15 protein-coding genes are annotated in these 13,764 nt (G+C 62.5%); 5 read left to right on the top strand and 10 right to left on the bottom strand.

Translation table 11 applies throughout. From position 1 onward, the window contains the following. The first annotated feature begins 15 nt into the window (after positions 1-15). A complete protein-coding gene (locus tag MESCI_RS21740; protein WP_013532109.1) occupies positions 16-906 on the top strand; it encodes an alpha/beta hydrolase family protein in 891 nt (296 codons plus the stop codon). 27 nt (positions 907-933) lie between these two features. Here MESCI_RS21740 and MESCI_RS21735 read toward each other — a convergent pair whose 3' ends face one another. Continuing rightward, positions 934-1,986, bottom strand: a complete 1,053-nt coding sequence (locus tag MESCI_RS21735; RefSeq protein WP_013532108.1) for a DUF1176 domain-containing protein — start codon at positions 1,984-1,986, stop codon at positions 934-936. Positions 1,987-2,124: 138 nt separating this feature from the next. Here MESCI_RS21735 and MESCI_RS21730 point away from each other — a divergent pair, with 138 nt between their 5' ends. Continuing rightward, a complete protein-coding gene (locus tag MESCI_RS21730) occupies positions 2,125-2,631 on the top strand; it encodes a DUF1993 domain-containing protein (RefSeq protein ID WP_013532107.1) in 507 nt (168 codons plus the stop codon). A 60-nt stretch (positions 2,632-2,691) separates the two neighbouring features. Here the strand turns inward: MESCI_RS21730 and MESCI_RS32325 are convergent, their stop codons facing one another. After that, on the bottom strand, positions 2,692-2,856 hold the full coding sequence (locus tag MESCI_RS32325) for a hypothetical protein (protein ID WP_013532106.1): 165 nt from the start codon (positions 2,854-2,856) through the stop codon (positions 2,692-2,694). 309 nt (positions 2,857-3,165) lie between these two features. Here MESCI_RS32325 and MESCI_RS32320 point away from each other — a divergent pair, with 309 nt between their 5' ends. The 3 genes from MESCI_RS32320 (at position 3,166) to MESCI_RS21715 (ending at position 6,120) form a co-directional block, all read left to right on the top strand. Further along, positions 3,166-3,621 (top strand): hypothetical protein, encoded by a 456-nt coding sequence (locus MESCI_RS32320; protein ID WP_013532105.1) that lies wholly within the window; start codon positions 3,166-3,168, stop codon positions 3,619-3,621. Positions 3,622-3,735: 114 nt separating this feature from the next. Continuing rightward, the gene (locus tag MESCI_RS21720; protein ID WP_013532104.1) at positions 3,736-4,803 is read left to right on the top strand and encodes an aldo/keto reductase; all 1,068 of its coding nucleotides are present in this window, start codon (positions 3,736-3,738) and stop codon (positions 4,801-4,803) included. A gap of 51 nt (positions 4,804-4,854) precedes the next feature. Next, the gene (locus MESCI_RS21715) at positions 4,855-6,120 is read left to right on the top strand and encodes a cysteine desulfurase-like protein (protein ID WP_013532103.1); all 1,266 of its coding nucleotides are present in this window, start codon (positions 4,855-4,857) and stop codon (positions 6,118-6,120) included. Between the two features lie 15 nt (positions 6,121-6,135). On the opposite strand, the gene MESCI_RS21710 is transcribed toward MESCI_RS21715, so the two are convergent. From MESCI_RS21710 to MESCI_RS21675, 8 genes are read right to left on the bottom strand one after another with little or no spacing between them, the layout of a single operon-like run. Continuing rightward, positions 6,136-7,164 carry a histone deacetylase family protein gene (locus MESCI_RS21710; protein WP_013532102.1) on the bottom strand — a complete coding sequence of 343 codons (1,029 nt, stop codon included), beginning with the start codon at positions 7,162-7,164 and terminating at the stop codon, positions 6,136-6,138. Beyond that, complete coding sequence (locus MESCI_RS21705) at positions 7,161-7,673, bottom strand: GNAT family N-acetyltransferase (protein ID WP_013532101.1); 513 nt, start codon at positions 7,671-7,673, stop codon at positions 7,161-7,163. Before MESCI_RS21705 ends, MESCI_RS21710 begins: the two co-directional genes overlap by 4 nt. A gap of 25 nt (positions 7,674-7,698) precedes the next feature. Continuing rightward, complete coding sequence (gene kce / locus MESCI_RS21700) at positions 7,699-8,628, bottom strand: 3,5-dioxohexanoate:acetyl-CoA acetone transferase (RefSeq protein WP_013532100.1); 930 nt, start codon at positions 8,626-8,628, stop codon at positions 7,699-7,701. A 3-nt stretch (positions 8,629-8,631) separates the two neighbouring features. After that, positions 8,632-10,017, bottom strand: a complete 1,386-nt coding sequence (locus MESCI_RS21695; protein ID WP_013532099.1) for an aminotransferase family protein — start codon at positions 10,015-10,017, stop codon at positions 8,632-8,634. Position 10,018: 1 nt separating this feature from the next. Beyond that, a complete protein-coding gene (locus MESCI_RS21690; RefSeq protein ID WP_013532098.1) occupies positions 10,019-11,662 on the bottom strand; it encodes a N,N-dimethylformamidase beta subunit family domain-containing protein in 1,644 nt (547 codons plus the stop codon). 8 nt (positions 11,663-11,670) lie between these two features. Further along, positions 11,671-12,435: an amino acid ABC transporter ATP-binding protein gene (locus MESCI_RS21685; RefSeq protein ID WP_013532097.1), complete on the bottom strand. Its 765-nt coding sequence runs from the start codon at positions 12,433-12,435 to the stop codon at positions 11,671-11,673. Next, positions 12,432-13,091, bottom strand: coding sequence for an amino acid ABC transporter permease (locus MESCI_RS21680; RefSeq protein ID WP_013532096.1), 660 nt, complete (start codon positions 13,089-13,091; stop codon positions 12,432-12,434). The genes MESCI_RS21685 and MESCI_RS21680 overlap by 4 nt, the downstream gene beginning before the upstream one ends. Before the next feature lie 12 nt (positions 13,092-13,103). Further along, positions 13,104-13,751, bottom strand: a complete 648-nt coding sequence (locus MESCI_RS21675) for an amino acid ABC transporter permease (RefSeq protein WP_013532095.1) — start codon at positions 13,749-13,751, stop codon at positions 13,104-13,106. Positions 13,752-13,764: the final 13 nt, after the last annotated feature.

The raw sequence follows: 13,764 nt of genomic DNA, 5'->3' as shown, positions 1-13,764 counted from the left end.
ACGCATGCCTTGGGTATGTCTTTTCGCCGCCAAATTTTCTGTGCCTTTGCAGTCACGACCGCGTTGCTGTCTTCGGCCGCGCAAAGTCAGACGCTGTCCCTAAAACCCTTCAAGGACGATCTCTTCGCCTATCCGCCCACGCTGTCGTCCGACAGCAACGGCGCCTACACGGTCATCGACTACCGCGAGATGCGCGACATCAACCAGCGTGACCAGGTGCCCGAGCGGCGGGTGAACGCCCAATATACCGACGCCAGCGTGCGCAAGGTGCAGCAGGATCTGTTGCTGAAAACCGACGCCGGCGATATCAGGCATGTCGCCGTCGGCAAGACCGAGGGCGCCGGCATCATCGTGCTTTACCTGCACGGGCAGGGCGGCAGCCGCAAGCAAGGCGTCGATGACTTCACCTTCGGCGGCAATTTCAACCGGCTCAAGAACCTGATGGCCAGCAATGGCGGCCTCTACCTTAGCCCGGATTTTACCGATTTCGGCGACAAGGGAGCAGCGCAGGTGGCAGCGCTGATCGGTCACTATGCCGACCGGTCGCCAGGCGCGAAGATCTTCGTTGCCTGCGGATCGATGGGTGGTGCGCTGTGCTGGAAGCTTGCCGCGCGCAAGGACATGGGCGGCCGCATCAACGGCCTGCTGCTGCTCGGCTCGCTATGGGATGAGAGCTTTTTCACCAGCCCAGCATTCAAGCGCCGTGTGCCGGTCTTTTTCGGCCAGGGCAGTCACGACGTGGTCTTCCCAGTGGCAAATCAGGAGGCATTCTTTCGCTCGATCCTGGCCAAATCGAAGACTTACCCGACCCGTTTCGTTCGTTTCGAGACCGGCACCCATGGCACCCCGATCCGCATGACCGACTGGCGCGGCACGCTCAACTGGATGCTGTCGAAGTCGCCCTGACAGGCTGCCTGCAAGCCCGTGTGACGCTCAAGGCGCAGTGTTGTAGTCGACGACAGTCTCGGGATTTTGCTCGCCATCATATGATGCATCGACGTCGTACTGGACCAGCGAGAAATTGCCGTTGCGGAACAGATACGTGCCGGCGTCGGAAGCATCGCCGACCCCGCGCCACTTGTTGAACGTGGTGATCGTCTGGGTGGCCTCGTCGTAGTCGGAATTGACCGCCCAGCCGGACGTCTGGAAACCGACGATGCTCATGCCCAGCAATTTGCCGTTGCTGTCATTGTTCTCGTAGCGGATGTCCATCTTGGGTTCGGCGAATTGCAATTGCTGCACGGCCGATGTCTCGTCGGTCATATAATAGACCGAGCTTTCATTGTAGGCGGCGGCCGAGCAGGAAAAATGGAACAGCCGCGTCTCCTTGTCGGGGTCGCCGGGCTGCGCATCCTTGTCCTTGTATTTGATTGAAAAGACCGTCGGCCCGTCGGCCAGGAACTGTTTGTCGCACTGGCCGCCATAGGTTGCCAGAAACGCCTTCTTTGCCTGCTCCAGTGCGGTGTCCTTCTTCGGTGGCGGCGGCCCGTCGCCGCAGCTTGGCGGCAGCGCCTCCTCGAAATCGGCGGTGGAGGGTTTCAGTGCCCCCTTCTCGATGTGGATCGGATCGAAGGGTGGCTCCGCCTGGATCTGGGCATTCACCTGGCGCAGCGTGTAGCAGCCGGCAAAAACCTTTTCGCCGCCGCTCTTGTCGGTGGCGCGGATGGCGACGGGCACGTTGTAGAAAATGCTGCCGGCCGCACCTTCGTCGGAAACCGCCCCGGTCAAGACCTCGACCTTGTCGGTGCCGTCATAGCCCTTGACGAAACTGTCGAAATCCTTTGCCGGTTTTGTATCGCCGAAATACCCCCAGGCGCGAGCGAATTCGTGCCGGCTGATGGCGCTGTAGAGCGAACGCACAACAGCATCGGCGCTCGACCGGTCGTCGACATAGGGCGTTTCGCGGGCATCTTCGGCTGCCAAGGTCGTTTGACCGATCGGGGCAAGGGAGAGAAAGGCAGTCGCTGCGAAAAGGGCGCATCTCATCGGGAACCTCCGCTCGATAAGAGGATTCTACGACGGCGATTGCGGCAACGTGGTGACGCGGCGTCGGCGGCCTTGAAAAATCCTGCACGAAGGCGCTACGTCGCGTCCGCCGGCGCTGGGCCGGGCAGGAGATTTGACGTGACGATATCGATGTATGAGGCATCCGTGCCGGTGTTTTCGGCCAGGCTGAAAGCGCTTTCCAATGTGCTTGCGACCGCCGAACAGAATACGCTGGACCGCAAGATAGACCCGCAGGTTTTTCTGACGGCGCGGCTGGCGCCGGACATGTTCGCCTTGACCAGGCAGGTGCAGATCGCCACCGATCATGCCAAGGGCGCGCCGTCACGGCTCGCCGGCCGCGAAGTGCCGAAATACGAGGACAATGAGGCGAGTTTTGCCGATGTCCAGGCTCGCATCACGAAGACGCTCGACCTTCTCGCGACATTTTCGGCTGCCGAATTCGACGGCTCCGATGACAAGATCATCGAGCTGAAGCTTGGTGGACGCGAAAGCTCGATGCCCGGCCTGCAGTATCTGCTGCATGTGGCCATGCCCAACTTCTATTTCCATCTCACCACGGCTTACGACATCCTTCGCCACAATGGCGTACCGTTGGGCAAGGCGACATTCCTGGGATCGCGCTAAGGAATTGAGTTTTTGGAGGTGTCCCGGACCGATCCGGGACATCCTGAACACCGGATGCAGCTAGCGAACGGACATTTCGCGGGCGATGCGGGGGAAGTCGGTCGGCTTGATCCCGATGTCGGCGCGGTCGGCATTGCTCATCGAATGAAGCAGCGCGAGCGCCGAGCGGTATCTCAGATGTTCCTGCGGCCGAGGCCGGGCGAACATTTCAGTGAAGAAACCCATGATTCAAGCCCCAAATTGGTCCTCCACGGCTGCCAATATAGGTGAATCGTGACAATTGTGCAGTGCAGCATTTGCATACCTGCCATGTCTTGGCGAATTTTTTCGCCATTTTCCGCAACCGGGTGAAACTTTTGCTGACGCGCATCGTAGCCTCGAATGCTGGCTGCATGGCTGCCACGAGGCGACGGCTAAATTCGTTGAGATCGGTGCCATGCATTTTTAACGAGCCGGTTCTATGCTTCGATACCCGAATGGTCGGGCGAGGGGGAGGCTGACATCGCTACTGGCGCCAAGCGGGATTTCGCTTCGTTGCTCGACGACCTCTTCATCGCCCCCGACAAGAATGGCGAGGGCGAAGCGGCCGGCGCTCGTCCATCCATCCCGTTCGACTATCTTTCGGTGGCCGATGAACTCCATTCCGGCCGCATCAAGGTTTCCGCTGCCGAATATCGCGAGGCGGGCGCGGATCTGGCGACCGAATTCGCCGCTTTGCTCGATCATGCCAAGCTGGTTCTCGCCGGCGAAGAGCCAAAGCCCGAGGAAAAACTGCCGCCGATCGATCCCGAAGCCATCGCCGTCGAACTCGGCCTCAATCAGCCCAAGCAGGTCGCCGATTTCGGCCGTATGCGCCGCAGCTTTGCCTTTGCCAACCATCCCGACCGCGTCGCCCCACATTTGCGCCAGCGCGCCATGATCCGCATGCAAGTGGCCAACATGCTGATCGACGAGGCCAAGCGTCGTGCACTGGCCGGTGCTCGCCGCTAACCCGGCTGGTTCACGCAAAAGTCGGCCTGGCGAGGCTTGGAGAGCGGCTCTGCTTTGCCTATAGATGCGGCTCCTCCGCGCAGTCGCGCCAGCCTTCCTCCGGAGCCGAATTCCATGCACAAACGCCGTCTCGGTCGGACTGATCTTCTTGTTACCCAGATCTGCCTGGGCTCCATGACCTGGGGCCAGCAGAACACCGAGGCCGAAGGCCACGCCCAGATGGACCTGGCTTTCTCGCGCGGCGTCAATTTCATCGACACTGCCGAGCTCTATCCGATCCCGCCCAAGGCGGAGACGCAGGGGCGGACCGAAAAGATCATCGGCAGCTGGATGAAGGCCAAGGGCAACCGCGACAAGGTGATCTTGGCCTCGAAGGTCGTCGGCCGCACGGCCAACAGCTGGTTTCGCGGCGACAGGCCGTCGCAACTGGTGCGCGCCGATATCTTTGACGCCATCGACAAGTCGCTAGCCAAGCTCGGCACCGACTACATCGACCTCTATCAGATCCACTGGCCGGAGCGGGATATCCCCTGGGGCGCCAACCCGACGCGCGTCGGCGCCGTGTCGCCACGCGCCGATTCCGTCGGCGCACCGGCCGGCGAAACGCCGATCGCCGAGACGCTTGCCGTGTTTGACGAATTGGTGAAGGCAGGAAAGATCCGGCATTTCGGCCTGTCGAACGAGAGTTCCTGGGGCGTGATGCGGTTCCTTGCCGAAGCCGACCAGGGTATCGGCCCGCGCGTCGCGTCGATCCAGAACGCCTATAATCTCGTCAACCGCACCTTCGAGGTGAATCTCGCCGAGGTCTGCGAGCGCGAGCAGGTGTCGCTGCTGCCCTATTCGCCGCTGGCGCAGGGCTATCTCACCGGCAAGTACGACCACGGCGCGCGGCCACAGGGCTCGCGCACGCAGCTGTTCAACCGCGGCCAGCGCTACGAGACGCCAGGTGCCGCCGAAGCGCAACTTGAGTACAACGAGCTGGCGCGCTCCTTTGGCCTGGAGCCGGCACTGTTTGCCAACGCCTATGTCTCGAGCCGGCCGTTCGTGACCTCGAACATCGTCGGCGCGACGACCGTTGCGCAGCTCGATATGGCGCTGTCTTCCGTCGACGTCGTCTGGACCGATGAAATGCAGAAGGCGGTGGATGCGATCCACCAGCGGGTCGGCAATCCCTGTCCTTGAACGGGGATTGCTGGCCGAATATCCAACGATTACAATGGGAGAAGGGCGGCAATGAATTTTCCGATCGAGGCTATCCGGGGGAAATTTCCCGCTCTCTCTCTGACCGACAAGGGCCGCCGCCGCATCTATCTCGACAACCCTGCCGGCACGCAGGTGCCACAGGCAGTGGCGGATGCGGTATCGCGCTGTCTCTTGACCACCAATGCGAACCTTGGCGGCTACTTCGAAACGACGATTGCCGCGCAGGCGGTCGTCGATGAGGCACATGAGGCCATGGCCGATTTCCTCGGCGCCGCAAGCCCTGAGGAAATCGTCATCGGCGCCAACATGACGACGCTGACCTACCACATCTCGCGCACGCTCGGCCGCACGATGCAGCCCGGTGACGAGATCATTCTCACCCGCATGGACCATGAGGGCAACGTCTCGCCCTGGCTGCAACTGGCCGAGGATCACAGCCTCGTCGTGCGCTGGCTGCCGTTCGACGAAACCAGCTGGCAGGTCGAGGAGGCGACGCTGGCTGGCTTGCTTTCGGAGAAGACACGGCTGGTCGCGTTGAACTACGCCAGCAATTTGACCGGTTCGATCAACCGGGTGAAGGCGCTGACTGCGATAGCCAGCAATGCCGGTGCGCTGGTCTATGTCGATGCCGTCCAATTCGCGCCGCACGGGCTGATCGACGTGCAGGAGCTCGGCTGCGATTTCCTGATCTGCTCGGCCTACAAATTCTTCGGCCCGCATATGGGCATATTGTGGGGCCGGCGTGATGTCATCGAGACGCTGGAGCCCTACAAATGCCGCTGCTCTTCCAACGGTCTGCCGGAGCGGTTCGAACTCGGCACGCCGCAGATCGAGCTGATGGCCGGCCTCACCGCCGCGGTCGACTACTTTGCCGACCTTGGCGCGGCGGCGGGCGAAGGCGGTTCAAGAAGACACAAGATCGCCAAGGCGTTTGCGGTTTCGATCGCCTATGAAAACCCGCTGGCGCAACAGTTGATCGACGGCCTGTCCGGTATCGAGGGCCTGACCATCCACGGCATCACTGACCCGAAGCGGCTCGGCGATCGCGTGCCGACGGTTTCCTTCACCGTCGATGGCATCGTGCCGGAGACAATCGTGCGGCAGATGAACGCCGAAAACATCTTCCTGTGGTCCGGTCACAACTACGCCTGGGAGATCGTCCACCAGCTCGGCATTCCAGCCGAGCATGGCGTCGTGCGCATCGGCATTGCTCACTACAACACGGCAGCCGAAATCGACGAAACGCTGGAAAGTGTGCATCGGGTCATCGCCATGCTCAGGCAGCAGCGCTCCTAACGCTGGCTTGAGCACTCACCGCATCTTGCCGCCGAAGCCGGTGAGGAACGTGGTGAGATTGTCGCCGAGTTCGTCGCAGAGGTAGCCGCCCTCCTGGACGATGACCGTCGGCAGGTCGAGCTTTGCGATAGCCTCGCCGATGCGCGAGAAGCCAGGCGTCGTCACCGAAAGTCCGCCGAACGGATCGCCCTCGAACGCGTCGAGGCCGAGCGCCACGACCAGCGCGTCCGGCGAAAAGGCACGGATGCGCTGGAAGGCCGTCTCGAGCGCTTCGAGAAACGCCGCGTCGGCGGATTTGCGCGGCAGCGGCAGGTTGAAATTATAGCCGAGGCCGGGCCCTTCGCCGCGCTCGTCGGCATGACCCCAGAAGAACGGATAGAAGCGCACCGGATCGGCGTGCAGCGAGACGGTCAGCACATCCGGCCGTGCATAGAAGATGCCTTGCGTGCCGTTGCCGTGATGCAGGTCGACATCGAGGATCGCCACCCGTGCGGCTTGTTTGCGCAGAACCTGCGCCGCGACGGCCGAATTGTTGATGAAACAGAAGCCGCCGGCGACATCGGCAAAGGCATGGTGGCCGGGAGGGCGGCACAGCGCGTAGGCGGCCGGTGCGCCTGATATCACCGCCTCGGCCGCATCGACCGCGCTCCAGGCGCTCCATAGCGCGCTCTGCCATGTCTCGCCCGAGATCGGGCAGGCCGTGTCGGCCATGTGATAGCCGGCCTGGCCGACCGCCGAGGCCGGATAGGAGCCATTGCGCGCGATCGGATGGATGTTGGGGATCACTTCGGCCGAAGCGCCCTTGATGCGCTGCCAGCGCGCGTAGATATGCTCGAGGAAATCCAGATATTCCGGCGTGTGCACCGCCGCGGCCGGGCCGAGCCCATGATCCCGAGGTCGCTCGATCGTGCAACCCGCAGATAGTGCGCCGACTAACAATCTCTCGATGCGCTCCGGCTTTTCCGGATTGGGCTGTGCCGCGCCGCTCGAAAGAAAGGCCCTGGGGTCGTGGCGCTTCTGTTCCTCGGCATAGAAGGCTTTCATTCCTGATCCCCGTTTTCCGGCGCGTCGGCGAAAGCAAAGAAGGCCTCGCCGATGATTTTTTGGGTCTGTTCGTAGCTCGACCAGGCGATGCCCAGCCTCTCGTAGAAGGCCTTGGCCCCTTCATTGTCGGTGTCGACGGACAGCCGGAGATAGACGCCGCCTTCCTTCCGGCACTGCGCCGCAACACGCCGCAGCAGCCGCTCGCCGATCTTGCGGCCGCGAAAACGATCCTCGACATAGAGGTCCTGCACATAGACGCCAGGCCGCCCCATCCATGTCGAAAAGATCGGGAAATGCAGGCAAAGGCCGGCAAACTCGCCGCCCACTTCGGCGATCAGGGTGGAGAAAGCGGGCTTTTCACCAAAGCCGTAGGTGCGCAAATCATCTGCTGTCGAAATGATCTCCTCGGGCGCACCGATATGCGTGCCGAGTTTCAGGATCGCGGCGTGGATGGTTTCGACGTCTTCCACTCGGCCGGGGCGGAGGCGGATTTTGGGCGAGGCAATCATTTCAGGTTCATCTCAGATCAGCATCTCAAAACGCCACCCGGTCGCCGCCCTTGAGCGCCAGCATGTCGCGCGCTTCGGTGGGCGTTGCAACCTCCAGCGACAGCCCGTCGAGAATGCCACGGATACGGCGCACCTGATCGGCATTGGATTTCGCCAGCTGGCGGCCGTCATAGAGACTGTCCTCCAGCCCGACACGGACATTGCCGCCCATGGCTGCTGCAATTGAGATCAGCGGCATCTGCTGGCGGCCGGCGGCGAGCACCGAGAACTGGTAGCTGTCGCCGAACAATTTGTCGGCGATCCGCTTCATGTGGACGAGATTGTCCGGGTCGGCGCCGATGCCGCCCAATATGCCAAGGACGAATTGGATGAACAGCGGTCCCGACACCAACCCCCGATCGCGAAAATGCGCCAGCGAATAGAGATGGCCGACATCATAGCATTCGAATTCGAAGCGCGTGCCGCAGCCCTTTCCCAGTCTTTCCAGCACCGCTTCCATATCGGCGAAGGTGTTCTTGAAGATCGTGTCGCGGGTGGCTTCCAGCAGCTTGGGTTCCCATTCGTGCTGCCATTCCCTCGGTTTGTCGAGCATCGGGAACAGCGCGAAATTCATCGAACCCATGTTGAGCGAGCACATTTCGGGTTCGGCCCGCAAAGGGGCTGCCAGCCGCTGGTCCAGCGTCATCAGCGACGAGCCGCCGGTGGTGATGTTGATGACCGCATCGGTCGCCTGTTTGATGCGCGGCAGGAACTGCATGTAGACGTCCGGATCGGCGGTCGGGCGGCCATCTCTGGGGTCGCGGGCGTGCAGATGCAGGATCGAGGCGCCGGCTTCCGCCGCCGCGATCGCGTCTGCGGCGATCTGGTCCGGCGTCACCGGCAGATAGGGCGACATGGACGGCGTGTGCACCGAGCCGGTGACGGCGCAGGTGATGATGACTTTTCGCGGTGCCATTTCTTACCCCTGGCCTCCGACCGGCAGGTCGAGCTCGGCGGCCAGAACCTCCAGCGAGTCACCGATGATGGAGATGATCTCGCCGACCTGCTCGGCCGTGACGATCATCGGCGGCGCGACCATGAAATTGTCGCCGTCGACGCCGCCCTTGACCCTGCGGCCATAGATGATCAGCCCGCGTTCATAGGCGAGGTCGAGCAGCCGCTGCGTGGCTTTCTTGTTCTGGTCGATCGGTTTTAGGGTCTCGGGATCGGCGACCATCTGGGCGCCGGTGAGCAGGCCCTTGCCACGCACGTCGGCAAGGAACGGAAACCGCTTCGCCAGGCCTTTAAGCCCGTCCATCAGCACATCGCCCATGGCGGCCGCATTGGCGATCAGGTCGAGCCGGTCCATTTCGCCGAGCACAGCCAGGCCGGCGGCGCAGGCCAGCGGATTGCCGGCATAGGTGTGGCCGTGCTGGAAGCCGCCGGAGTCAAGCAACGGCTGCACCAGCCGCATCGGTGCGGCGAGTGCGCCAAGCGGCGCATATCCGGAGCCCAGCCCCTTCGACAGGGCGACGATGTCGGGCTTGCAGTTCCAGTGATCGCCGCCGAGGAATTTGCCGGTGCGGCCGGCACCGCTCATGACTTCGTCGTGGATGAGCAGGATGCCGTAGCGGTCGCAGATCTCGCGGATGCGTGGATAATAACTGTCCGGCGCCACCAGCGCCGCGGTCGCCGCACCGCCGATCGGCTCCATGATGAAGGCAACCACGCTGTCTGGACCTTCCGCAAGAATCTTCTCCTCCAGCATGTCGGCATAGCGGATGCCGCGCTGCTCAATCGAGAGATTGTCGCGGTCGCGCCAGGCATTCGGCGCCGGCACGGTTGGCATCACCCGCATCATCGGCTCGAACGTTTCGGCCAGCGCATCGTCGCCGGTGATCGAGAGCGAACCCAACGTGCCACCATGATAGGAGGGGAAACGCGTGATCACCTTCCAGCGGCTGGCCTGGCCGGTGGCGACCGCCCATTGCCGCGCCAGCTTGATGCAGGATTCCGTCGCCTCCGAGCCACCGGAGACGAAGAAGATGCGGTCCATGCCCTCCGGCAGCTTGCCGGCCAACTCCCGCGCCAACTCCTCCGCCGGCTCGTTCTCGAAATGCAGCCGATAGGCGAAGGTGGCGCGGTCCATCTGCCGCTTCATGGCGTCGAGCACATTGCGATTGGAATGGCCGATATTGGCCACCATCGGGCCGCTCGAGCCATCGATGAAGCGGCGGCCGTCCTGCGTCCACATGTAGATGCCTTCGGCGCGGTCGATCAGCGGCCGGCGCAGGCTGGACAGATAGAACAGATGCGAGTCTCGCCGGGCTTCGGTTTCTTGAACGGCGGATTGGACTTTCGACATGTCAGGGCTTTCCGAGGTAACGATCGAGGACATTTTTCGTGACGCGTTCGACCATCGGGTCCTGTCTTAGCAGGCCGGCGACCCATTCGCAGCTTCCGGCATGGAATACCTCGCCCTTGCCGCGCGGGAAATTGACGATCATGCCGTTGCCGCGTTTGACCTTTTCCAGATTGGCGTCGCTCGCCTCGCCAAACAGCGTTTCGGCGGTGAAGCGGCCGTCTTCGTCGGTGAGGAACTGGTCCTCGATCGGGATATCGGCGCTTTCCTCGACCTGGGATGCCATGCCGACGGCGAGAACCTGCAGGCCGTCTGGCGCGCCGCTGGTCGCAGTCGGGTAGGGCAGGCCGCCGCGTATCTCGAAGTCGAGCCCGTCGACCTCATAGCCATAGACATGGCTGTCGGCGCCCAGCAGGTCGCCATAGTAGATGCCGGTGCCGGCGAAGGCCCAATGCTCGGGCCGGTAGACCGGGAAACCACGCACGCCGCGCGGTGCACAGCCGCCCCAGCCGGCATAGACACCGCGCGTCGCGTTGAGCCCGAAGGTCGCCGAACCCGGCCGGCCGATTTCCGGCGCCTCCCAGGAATTGGTGGCACGGGTGACGTCGCCGTCTGGGAGATAGGCCGGATCTTCGGCACGCGAGCGATATTTGTAGCAGACCTGCCGGCGGCCCTCGTCTTCGAACCGCGTCTGCCACATGAAATTGCCGGCAAAGCGCGCCGCATGGCCGCCGCGGGTCACATAGGCGTCGACGGCATCGCGCATTTCCCAGGTCCAGTATTCGTCATGGCCGACGAACACGGCGCAGTCATAGCCGTCGAGAATTTCCGGCGAAAAATGCAGATCATGCTGGCTGGCGAGATCGACGCCATAGCCGGCCTGTTCGGCGAAGCGGAAAAAATGGCTGTCGTAGCTGGCCCAGCCGGACGAAGCGTATTTCTTCGAATGGCCGGTGGCGAGCGCCCACTCCATGTGCGGATAGCGCGGCACGGTCTTCGGCGGCACAGCGACCTCCAGCGGCACACGCGGCGCATCCTTGGGCAGCACGACGAAGCCACGGCACCAGGGGCGCTGCGTCGAGACGATGGGCGAATACTGGTTGCGATCCGGCCCGGTGATGCCCTGATAATGGTTGGAGCCGCCCCAGGTGTTGTAGGCCAGCCATGTGCCTGTCGCCGCCACCTGGAGCACGCGGCCAGGTTTGCGGCCCGGCTGCGGGCAGACGATGAAAATATGGTGGCATTGGATCGGCTTGCCGTCGAGCCCGTCGGCGGTCAGCGTGACCCGATAGGCGCCGGACGGCCAGTCGTTCTCTACACGGAATTCAAACGAGGCTTCCCAACCGCAGCCTTCAGCCGAACACTGGTCGGGTGTGTCCTGCCAGCGTGCCGCGATGCCCGATTTCTCGAATACTTTGTTTTCGCTGCCGCCATCTCGGGTGATTGTGATGCCGAACGTCGCAGCTGTCGAACTGACATGCAAAGCCACCGTTTCGCCGGCGCGATAGGAAAACCGGTCGCTGTAGCACCAGATCTCGCCGCGCTCGCCATCCATGCCAGGCCATTCGTAGTAATGGCCACGCACCGCGTGGCGGCGCTGCTCCGGCGTCAGTCCGAAATCGGGGAATTCCGTGTTTGGGCTGTTCATGGTCATCCTCAGGCGGAAAGATATTTCTTGAGGAAGCTGCGTGTGCGGTCCTTCTGCGGCGCGCGGAACATGTCGCCGGGCGGGCCTTCCTCGACGATCACGCCGCCATCCATGAACAGCACCCTGTCGGCCACTTCGCCGGCAAAGCGCATCTCATGCGTTACGATGAGCATGGTCATGTGTTCGGCGGCAAGCTGTTTCATCACCGCATTGACCTCGTCGACCAGTTCCGGATCGAGCGCCGAGGTGGCTTCGTCGAACAGCATCACCTTGGGCTGCATCGCCAGCGCACGGGCAATGGCCACACGCTGCTTCTGGCCGCCCGAAAGCCGCGAGGGGTAGGCGTCGATCTTGTCGGCGAGCCCGACCTTGGACAAAAGGCTATGCGCCAGCGCATGCGCGTCACTTTTGGTCATGCCTTTTAGGATGATCGGTCCCATGGAAATGTTCTCGATCACGGTCAGATGCGGGAACAGATTGAAGTGCTGAAACACCATGCCCATCTGCTGGCGCACCTTGTTGATGTGCCGCTCGAAGGCATGGCCGTGCAGCTTCTGGTTGACCTGCACGCCGTCGAGCCAGACTTCACCGGAGTCCAGGGATTCCAAATGGTTGATGGAGCGCAGCAGCGTGCTCTTGCCGGAGCCACTCGGGCCGATGATGGCGACGATCTGCCCGCGATCGACCGACAGGCCTATGCCTTTGAGGACCTCGACGGCGCCAAACGATTTGCGCGCGCCGCGAACCTCGACCATTGGCCGCTGCGTGCTCATCGGGAAACCTCCACATGTCTTTCAAACCGACGCAAAGCCGCCTCGAGCACAAGATTGAGAATGTAATAAAGCGCCGCTGCGGTGATGTAGAACTCGAACGGGCGGAACGTTTCGCTGATCGCCAGCTGGGCCGAATGGACCAACTCGGCGATGCCGATGACCGAGACGATCGAGGATTCCTTCAACAGCGCGATCAGATTGCCGCCGATCGGTGGTGCCGTGTTGCGGATGGCTTGCGGTATCACGACATGGCGCAGCGTCTGCCACTTGCCGAAGCCGATGCTGCGCGCACCCTCCGTCTGGCCGACATCGACGGCCACGATGCCGGCGCGGATGATGTCGGCATTGTAGACGGCAAAGTGCAGGCCGAGCCCAACAATGCCGGCGGCAAGGGCGGGAATGTCGATGCCGATCTGCACCAGGCCGAAATAGATCAGGAACAGCTGCAACAGCAGCGGCGTGCCCATGAACACCCACATGAGCGCGCGCACGGGATAGGCAACGATCTTAGGGGCGTAGAGCACGATGACCGCGAACAGGATGCCGCCGACGAAGCTGAGTGCGCCCGCCGAGACCGTCAGCACCGCCGTCCACCAGGCACCAATCAACAGAAGGTCCCAGTAGGGCGCGACGACGGTGAAATCCAAACCTTGCATCGTGCTCTCCGGTCAGACGATGGCGAAGCGTTTGTCGAGCAGGTCGACGACCCGCGCAACCGCGTAGACCATGATCATGTAGAGCAGGGCTGCAACGCCGAATATCTCGAACGGCTTGTAGGTGGAGCCGATGAAGCGCTGGGCGGTGTAGGTCAGTTCGACGACTGAAATGGTCGACACAAGTGCTGATCCCTTCAACAAAGCAACCGTATTGACCCCGAGCGGCCGGATCATCAGCCGTGCGGCCTGCGGCAGCACGACCTTGCGCAAGGTCTGGAAACGGCTGAAGCCTATTGTGCGGGCGGCCTCCGTCTGGCCCCTGTCGACCGCGACCAGCGCTCCACGGATCGATTCCGCCATATAGGCGCCGATGTTGAGACCGAGGCCGATAACGCCGGCGGCGAACGGCTCCAGATTGATGCCGATCTGCGGGCCGCCGAAATAGAGCACGAAGAGCTGGATCAGGCACGGCGTGCCGCGAAACAGGCTGACATAGACCGTGCCGATGGTCCGCAGGATTGCCGATTTCGACATCTTGGCGGCCGCGGCCAATGAAGCAGCCGCGAGGCCCAGGATCAGGGCCAACACCGTGATCTCGATCGTCACCAAGGCGGCCTCCACGAAGAACGGGAAGACGCGCTGCATCAAGGAGAAATCCATGAAAGGGTCCAGC

Source organism: Mesorhizobium ciceri biovar biserrulae WSM1271, from assembly GCF_000185905.1.
In the GTDB taxonomy this organism is placed as follows: domain Bacteria; phylum Pseudomonadota; class Alphaproteobacteria; order Rhizobiales; family Rhizobiaceae; genus Mesorhizobium; species Mesorhizobium ciceri.
This window is presented reverse-complemented; position numbering and strand designations above follow the sequence as displayed.

What these genes read in the sequence shown, in the direction of transcription:
- MESCI_RS21675 (WP_013532095.1), bottom strand. Translation starts at nt 13,751, where the DNA reads ATGGATTTCTCCTTGATGCAGCGCGTCTTCCCGTTCTTCGTGGAGGCC.
- MESCI_RS21735 (WP_013532108.1), bottom strand. Translation starts at nt 1,986, where the DNA reads ATGAGATGCGCCCTTTTCGCAGCGACTGCCTTTCTCTCCCTTGCCCCG.
- MESCI_RS21710 (WP_013532102.1), bottom strand. Translation starts at nt 7,164, where the DNA reads ATGAAAGCCTTCTATGCCGAGGAACAGAAGCGCCACGACCCCAGGGCC.
- MESCI_RS21690 (WP_013532098.1), bottom strand. Translation starts at nt 11,662, where the DNA reads ATGAACAGCCCAAACACGGAATTCCCCGATTTCGGACTGACGCCGGAG.
- MESCI_RS21705 (WP_013532101.1), bottom strand. Translation starts at nt 7,673, where the DNA reads ATGATTGCCTCGCCCAAAATCCGCCTCCGCCCCGGCCGAGTGGAAGAC.
- MESCI_RS21695 (WP_013532099.1), bottom strand. Translation starts at nt 10,017, where the DNA reads ATGTCGAAAGTCCAATCCGCCGTTCAAGAAACCGAAGCCCGGCGAGAC.
- MESCI_RS21685 (WP_013532097.1), bottom strand. Translation starts at nt 12,435, where the DNA reads ATGAGCACGCAGCGGCCAATGGTCGAGGTTCGCGGCGCGCGCAAATCG.
- kce (WP_013532100.1), bottom strand. Translation starts at nt 8,628, where the DNA reads ATGGCACCGCGAAAAGTCATCATCACCTGCGCCGTCACCGGCTCGGTG.
- MESCI_RS21715 (WP_013532103.1), top strand. Translation starts at nt 4,855, where the DNA reads ATGAATTTTCCGATCGAGGCTATCCGGGGGAAATTTCCCGCTCTCTCT.
- MESCI_RS32325 (WP_013532106.1), bottom strand. Translation starts at nt 2,856, where the DNA reads ATGGGTTTCTTCACTGAAATGTTCGCCCGGCCTCGGCCGCAGGAACAT.
- MESCI_RS21680 (WP_013532096.1), bottom strand. Translation starts at nt 13,091, where the DNA reads ATGCAAGGTTTGGATTTCACCGTCGTCGCGCCCTACTGGGACCTTCTG.
- MESCI_RS21740 (WP_013532109.1), top strand. Translation starts at nt 16, where the DNA reads ATGTCTTTTCGCCGCCAAATTTTCTGTGCCTTTGCAGTCACGACCGCG.
- MESCI_RS21720 (WP_013532104.1), top strand. Translation starts at nt 3,736, where the DNA reads ATGCACAAACGCCGTCTCGGTCGGACTGATCTTCTTGTTACCCAGATC.